Here is a 5,672-nt window from a genome sequence, read left to right on the forward strand (position 1 = left end):
TGTTCTCCTTTATTTTCACCTCTCTGATCCTCTTTCTATTGCTTTCCATTCATCCCGATAGACCTACCTATTTTATAAATAAACGAATGAATGAATAAAACATTCAATTTGAATGAATAGAGAATGATAATATCCCCCAATTAATGAATAATGCATTTAAAATAAATTAAATATGAATGAAAAATAATAGTGAATCTTATATGAATTAAATTTGCATTTAAAATACATTTAAAAATATTTATTTTTTAAATTCATTTTGATTGATTATATAACATTAATGCTTTATAATGTATATAAGAATTAATTATAAATTTAATTTGAATGTAAAATGAATTATTAGGGGGAGTTTAAATGAAATTAGTAGTGGCTAATGATATTGGGAATTCGGAAACAAAAATGATCGTGAACGATACGCTCATAAAACAACCATCGGTGGTCAAACGTCTGTTATCCAAGCCAAATGTGATGGAAACAAATGTGGAAAAAAACATTGCTAATTTGTTGGATGAATTGATTGTTCATGTAACAAGTAACGCTATTAAACGAAGTGGCCTATACTTCATCGGAAAACGCGCCAATATGACGGCCGATAAAGTAGAAAATATGAATATCAAATTAGGGAATAAATCAAAACACGATATTCCAGTCCTAATGACGCTATCGATGCTTGCTGCTCGATCAGTTCAATTAGCATATCAAGAAAATCAAGAGCTTCCTTCATCAATTTCAGTAGATGTCTCAATGACAACAGCAATCCCTGCGTCAGAATATAGTGCCGATCAAGCCAGATACCTTGAAGGACGTTTCACTAGCAACGATCATGTGGTGATTGTATATGTCGGAGAAACTCCTGTGACCATCACACTCCATTTTCAGACTGTGAAAGTCACTCAAGAAGGCATTCCAGCTCTATATGCCTTATTGGAAAGTGAAAATGAAATTCTGAAGAATTATAACGAGCACTATAAAAAACAAGCTGTGCCAAAAGATTTCGCTAACAAACGAATTCTCCACGTGGATATTGGCGATGGAACAACGGAATATATCTATACTGTTGGAATGAATCCTGTAACAGATGTTTGTTCAGGGGAAAAACGAGGAGTGGGTCATGCCACGGAAGAAGCTACTCAATTGCTGAAAGAGGAAGTTGGCGGCTTTTTGAACCTAAACCGCCAGCAGTTTATGGACATTTTTAGAGATCCATCCCATCATCTTCACGATTTAGCCGTTCGCTTCATGCAAGAAGCACGGTATTCGCAGGCTCAACGTATTCTAGAAGACATTCAAGAAAAATACAGCGACATCGCCGGAAACGTGGATGTAATTGCCGTGTATGGTGGAGGCAGCATCCAGTTCAAAGAAGAGCTATATGAGGAGCTATTGGACTTTGCAAATACCGTACACTGTGAAGTCCTTTGGATTCCAGAAAAATATGCCGTGGACATGAACGTAAACGGGTTGCATGTCATTAACGAAAAAATTCTATTTAAGCAACACGCTTGATCGAGGTGAGTGATCGTGGCAAAACGAAAAATCGTCACTTGGAGGGTGGCTGACACCCCCCAAAGTGACTTGATTAATGAATGGCTGGACAAGCAACAAAATATTCAAGTCTCTCTTACTAACATTGTTTTACACATGATTAACCGTTTTGGAATCAAAGACATCATGGATTACGATATACAAAGAATACTATATCAAGAGTTTTCTTCCGGTACATCCAAAGAGAACAGAACAGTCTCAAACCAAAATGAAGAAGCAGAGAAAGCAGACAATGAAGAGGCAGAGAAAGTAGCCGCGAAATCCTTAAACAATCCAGACCCGAAAAAAGACCGAGATAAAGAAAACCAAGATGATGATAATGATCTCTATAAAAACGTGGATATAAACAATCTTTTCTAAACAGGCTGACCAAGGTTTTGACCTTTAGGTCAGCCTGTTTTATATTCACCATATTTTCCATTTCAGTGTTTGGATTAACTCCCGAATCGCTGCTGATTCGGTAATATTTTTTGTCTGACAATATTGTTTCAACAACTGATAACTCTCATCGTCCAACCGGACGGTTACACGATGCGATAGCGTATTTTCCTCTTTAGGGCGTCCCTGTTTTAGCTTTTTCCGTTCATACGTTAAATCATCATATACCACGACATCTAAATATCCAAAGCGATCATAAATGTTTTGATTTTTCCGCACGAATTCTTCCCACATTTGAGGAATCTCACGAATCAGGCGCAAATATTCTTGTTGTAGCTCCCATTTTTCCTTTTCTGTAGACGGTCGGCGTTGGGCAAACTGGGATAAGATCAATACCTGAAAATCATGTTGTTCATAGCATCGTCCTTCTCTCATAGAAATCACCTTTTTTGTCTGACGTAAATTTATTTCTATATTATCACAAAAAAATAGAATGCGGGACATCACCTACTACGACATATAAAACGAGGACTACGCTCTTTTATTTAACCCCTAAATTAATCTTGATCCCTCCACTATATTTCAGTTGGGACGCTGTCTTTGGTTTCGGTCGTTGTTCTTCCTTCGGCTTCGCTGGCTTCAACGACTGCATAAATTGCGTGAACGATTGCGCTTGTATCACCCGAAACGGGTAGCTGTCGTCAATAGCGTACCGTTGTCCCGATATAATTAGCACGATCGGAAAAATGGGCGGACGGTCGGTCGGCTGCCACGGTTCCTGCGCGATTAATCCACTCCGGTAAAGCTCCTCGTATCGCTTTAGCTTTTGCGTCATGACTTTTTGCGAATATAACGTATTTTGTACCTCGATAAAAAACGGAGTCCGGCCAGTTATACCGTGCTTTCGGAATATGCAAAACATGTCTGGCTCAACATTTCCCTTACTTCCATACTTCGGCTCGACTTGAAAGACGTCAAGTATTCCGTGACGAAGAATGTCTTTGTAAACATCTAAGATCGCGAGGTAATGACCGATCTTTGCGGAGTCCTCACGTAATGAGGTTTCTTTGCTCAAATACAAATAAGGTGCCCCGAATTTCGTTGATCGGCGAATATGTCCATTGGTCACTAGTCGTTTTAGGACAGAGTTTGCACTGTTTACAGGTCGTTTAAGTCCCGCAAAATGAAGCTCGGCAATAGAGTCGCGGTCCATCACACGAAATCGATTAATGTCGCGAATAATCGCCTTGTCGCGTTGTGATAGGCGCATTTTACAGTCCCCCCCAAAATGTCGTCCGTTAACGGCTCGCTAGATGACCTAAAATCGCCCGTAAAACGATTTTTCCAGTCGGAAGACTTATAAGTCGCTAGAATCTTTTCGGCGTGTTTCTCGTCAAGAAATGGCGCTTGCAGCTCGATAATGTTGCATAAATACATATTCTTTTTTGCTAACCTCTTTCGGGTCCATGCCGTTTATCAATGTAAACACGTATTCCGTTTGGTCGTCGTCAATTTTAACGCTGTGAATCTTCGGGAATATCCTATATGTCTTATCACCATTTTTGTACGGGATAAACAGACCGGCGCTATAAAATGCCTTTTTGAGAGCAAATCTTGCCCGTTGACGCCGAATAAATTCTAAGACTTTTTGCAATTGCGCCCCCTCCTTATAACGTGAAGAAAAACCAAAAAATCGCACCGTAAACGATGACCGGAAACACAAATCTACTAATTACTCCGATGGCTTCCGAAATCGCTGGTGAGCCACTTTTTGCAGCAAAGTGCTGGAAAAAGGCGGAGCCAGCAATCGTAGCACTTCCGGCTAGGAATAGTGCAAACACAGGGTCGTGAATCGGAAAAAATGAGCCTGGCGTAATTACAGGAAAAAACGCTGACATAGCGTGTACATTTTTAGTATGAGGCGATTGTTTTTGCGTGTGATGGTTGCCGGCATGAACTCGCGAAAGTCAATCGCCTCGATTTTATTTTTGCGGAACATCACTATCGCCCCTTTAGAAAAAATAGTTTGGTTTCCCCCTCGCGCTCCCCCTTCCGTCGTTCGCGTTCGCTCTCTCTTTTAACAAATCGGCTTTTTGGCGCTATTGCGGCGTTTCTGCTCTTACTTTTGTGTCGCAATACATTTCCGAAACATTGTTATTGAAACGTTGCTACAACGTTGCTTTTTCGTCGATTCGCTATCTTATACGAACATTTAACGAGAAAACGACGTCGTTATTGCTTCGTCACTTTTGTGTTAATAACCTATGCGACACTGTTTGTCCAAGTTGTCACTTTTTTGCGCTAGGTTTAAAAAATGACACCTCGGACAAGAATGGTACCGAGGAGGTTTATAACCATGTTCAATTGGCTAGGGCTTGGAAAAAAACGGAGTAAATTCGGCAAATGGCTTGACCGCGAGGGAATATCACAATTAGAGCTGGAAAGGCGATCAAAGCTAAGTCGCGGCACTATCTCGCGGTTGTGTAACGATGACTCGTATCGGCCTAAACACTCGACGATAGCAAAGATTAAAAAAGCGCTGAAACAACTCGGTAAAAACGTACCGGACGACTTTTTTAACGTGTGATAGCTATGATTGAGTACGTTGTCTTTTTCGGGTTAATTATCGTTGGTATTGTCTTCTTTGTACTCGATTTGAGGAGACCACAAACACAAACCATTTTGGTCGATCAAGAGCGTTTAAAGTGCGAAAGTCCCATCGAACGCCACCTTTACGATACACTTCGAATACTAGGTTATTATGTACAAACACAAGTACCTTGCGGCAAGTACCGCATTGACCTAGCATTACCAGTGTATAAAATCGCCATAGAGTGCGACGGCAAAGCATATCACTCCACGCCTGAGCAAAAAGCCCATGATCGGCGAAAAGACGCTTATTTGCGCAAAAATGGCTGGAAAGTGCTACGGTTTAGTGGGCGCATGATTTATCAAGACTTGCCGAAAGTGATTGCGCAGATTGAAAAGGAAATACAGAACTAGCTCCAGGCAAAAATGTGTCGGAAAGGGTTTTTAAACGCCTTTTATGTTCGCGACAGCCTGCAATGACGGTGCAAACATGTCGTCGGTGTCAAACGTTGGTCGATTTGGCTCACTTGTGCTGGCACTTTCCAGTTCCTTCGTGAAATCGTACCAAATTAAGCCGGTCAGTTTATAATCGGTCGTCTCGGCTGGCTTGCGGCGTGCTTTTGCGACTTTAGCCTTCGTTTTCACACGTTTCATTAAGTTGTTAAGAGTCTTATCGATGCTAGTCTCATCGGTTATTCATCTCTATATTTTTTCAACCGTTCCTCAAGTTCCCGTCGTGCCCGTTCAACGTCGAAATCCTCATCATCCTCCGGTTGGCTGTAGTTCATGTTCAACCAATCTGGAATTAATTCTTTACGTACCTGTTTTCCAATGGTTTGCTCTTTACTAGAATTAGGTTCCACCATGTTTTTCACAGTTTCAAATGTCTTTTCTATGTAGGCCATGTATTTGAATCGTTTTCCTTTTAGTTTCTCCAATAGTTTATTTTTCAGATCATCATCATCAATCGCATGTTTCTCAAAAAACTCATGAATCAGATTAGATTGTTGCTGGTTGAATCCTTCGATCAGGGGATGATGATGATTAGTATTATTAAAATTAGTATTATTAAGATTAGTATTATTAAGATTAGTATTATTAGGTGACCAATTTGGCCATTCTTGGTTGGCCAAATTGGTCATTCTTGGTTGGCCATTTTGGCC

At 40.4% G+C, this 5,672-nt stretch carries 9 protein-coding genes and 1 pseudogene; 4 read left to right on the forward strand and 6 right to left on the reverse strand.

Going from position 1 to position 5,672, the window contains the following annotated elements; genetic code table 11:
- Nucleotides 1-351 precede the first annotated feature (351 nt).
- Together GCA01S_RS10965 and GCA01S_RS10970 are read left to right on the forward strand one after the other, a co-directional pair.
- Complete coding sequence (locus tag GCA01S_RS10965) at nucleotides 352-1,503, forward strand: ParM/StbA family protein (protein ID WP_042409942.1); 1,152 nt, start codon at nucleotides 352-354, stop codon at nucleotides 1,501-1,503.
- Between the two features lie 15 nt (nucleotides 1,504-1,518).
- A complete protein-coding gene (locus tag GCA01S_RS10970) occupies nucleotides 1,519-1,902 on the forward strand; it encodes a hypothetical protein (protein WP_012301118.1) in 384 nt (127 codons plus the stop codon).
- A 45-nt stretch (nucleotides 1,903-1,947) separates the two neighbouring features.
- Here the strand turns inward: GCA01S_RS10970 and GCA01S_RS19880 are convergent, their stop codons facing one another.
- The 4 genes from GCA01S_RS19880 to GCA01S_RS20390 all read right to left on the reverse strand — a co-directional run bounded on the left by GCA01S_RS19880 (nucleotide 1,948) and on the right by GCA01S_RS20390 (nucleotide 3,818).
- Nucleotides 1,948-2,355 (reverse strand): ribbon-helix-helix domain-containing protein, encoded by a 408-nt coding sequence (locus tag GCA01S_RS19880; protein WP_042385872.1) that lies wholly within the window; start codon nucleotides 2,353-2,355, stop codon nucleotides 1,948-1,950.
- A 106-nt stretch (nucleotides 2,356-2,461) separates the two neighbouring features.
- A complete protein-coding gene (locus GCA01S_RS10980; protein WP_042409945.1) occupies nucleotides 2,462-3,190 on the reverse strand; it encodes a replication-relaxation family protein in 729 nt (242 codons plus the stop codon).
- Between the two features lie 123 nt (nucleotides 3,191-3,313).
- Nucleotides 3,314-3,574, reverse strand: a complete 261-nt coding sequence (locus GCA01S_RS10985) for a hypothetical protein (RefSeq protein WP_042409946.1) — start codon at nucleotides 3,572-3,574, stop codon at nucleotides 3,314-3,316.
- A gap of 13 nt (nucleotides 3,575-3,587) precedes the next feature.
- Nucleotides 3,588-3,818, reverse strand: a complete 231-nt coding sequence (locus GCA01S_RS20390) for a hypothetical protein (protein ID WP_162163128.1) — start codon at nucleotides 3,816-3,818, stop codon at nucleotides 3,588-3,590.
- A gap of 458 nt (nucleotides 3,819-4,276) precedes the next feature.
- Between GCA01S_RS20390 and GCA01S_RS10990 the strand changes: the two genes are divergently transcribed.
- Nucleotides 4,277-4,507: a helix-turn-helix domain-containing protein gene (locus GCA01S_RS10990; RefSeq protein ID WP_042409949.1), complete on the forward strand. Its 231-nt coding sequence runs from the start codon at nucleotides 4,277-4,279 to the stop codon at nucleotides 4,505-4,507.
- The gene (locus tag GCA01S_RS10995) at nucleotides 4,504-4,923 is read left to right on the forward strand and encodes an endonuclease domain-containing protein (protein WP_042409950.1); all 420 of its coding nucleotides are present in this window, start codon (nucleotides 4,504-4,506) and stop codon (nucleotides 4,921-4,923) included. Before GCA01S_RS10990 ends, GCA01S_RS10995 begins: the two co-directional genes overlap by 4 nt.
- 30 nt (nucleotides 4,924-4,953) lie before the next feature.
- Here GCA01S_RS10995 and GCA01S_RS11000 read toward each other — a convergent pair whose 3' ends face one another.
- Together GCA01S_RS11000 and GCA01S_RS20995 are read right to left on the reverse strand one after the other, a co-directional pair.
- The gene (locus GCA01S_RS11000; protein WP_155835572.1) at nucleotides 4,954-5,154 is read right to left on the reverse strand and encodes a hypothetical protein; all 201 of its coding nucleotides are present in this window, start codon (nucleotides 5,152-5,154) and stop codon (nucleotides 4,954-4,956) included.
- 47 nt (nucleotides 5,155-5,201) lie between these two features.
- Nucleotides 5,202-5,672: pseudogene (locus tag GCA01S_RS20995) on the reverse strand (RepA protein); the annotation flags it as partial.

The sequence above is a fragment of the Parageobacillus caldoxylosilyticus NBRC 107762 genome, assembly GCF_000632715.1.
Taxonomy (GTDB): domain Bacteria; phylum Bacillota; class Bacilli; order Bacillales; family Anoxybacillaceae; genus Saccharococcus; species Saccharococcus caldoxylosilyticus.

Coding starts and splice junctions, on each gene's coding strand:
- GCA01S_RS10965 (WP_042409942.1), top strand. CDS start 352: ATGAAATTAGTAGTGGCTAATGATATTGGGAATTCGGAAACAAAAATG.
- GCA01S_RS19880 (WP_042385872.1), bottom strand. CDS start 2,355: ATGAGAGAAGGACGATGCTATGAACAACATGATTTTCAGGTATTGATC.
- GCA01S_RS10980 (WP_042409945.1), bottom strand. CDS start 3,190: ATGCGCCTATCACAACGCGACAAGGCGATTATTCGCGACATTAATCGA.
- GCA01S_RS20390 (WP_162163128.1), bottom strand. CDS start 3,818: ATGTCAGCGTTTTTTCCTGTAATTACGCCAGGCTCATTTTTTCCGATT.
- GCA01S_RS10990 (WP_042409949.1), top strand. CDS start 4,277: ATGTTCAATTGGCTAGGGCTTGGAAAAAAACGGAGTAAATTCGGCAAA.